At 57.4% G+C, this 303-nt stretch carries 1 protein-coding gene; it reads left to right on the top strand.

The features are described from left to right. Positions 1-79 precede the first annotated feature (79 nt). A complete protein-coding gene (locus AC3XQU_RS23605; protein WP_489876571.1) occupies positions 80-211 on the top strand; it encodes a hypothetical protein in 132 nt (43 codons plus the stop codon). Positions 212-303 lie beyond the last annotated feature (92 nt).

Here is a 303-nt window from a genome sequence, read left to right as displayed (position 1 = left end):
ACTTCGTCGTGAAGCCAGGCAGACATGCCGACAGGAGATGTGATCGGCCCGTTCATGGCCTCGTCGGTGAAAAAATGAAGTGGCGTTCTTCGACCTGCGCACCATGTCCGGATACCGGGTCACCCTTCCGCAGCAGCGCAAAGCCATGTATCTGGAAAGCGGGAACCTGATCCTCGAAACAGAGTCCAGAAAATTCACCGTGAAGGTCTGATAATTGACCACGGCCTATCCCCTGATGCTGTGTTTCTGGGGATTGGAGGCCAGTGCTTTCAGGGCCATCTGCGCGCGGGACCTGCTGCCCCG

This window comes from Telluria sp. AZSoR62, from assembly GCF_058111565.1.
The sequence above is the reverse complement of the archived record's forward strand: the minus strand, read 5'-3'. Positions and strand labels throughout refer to the sequence as shown.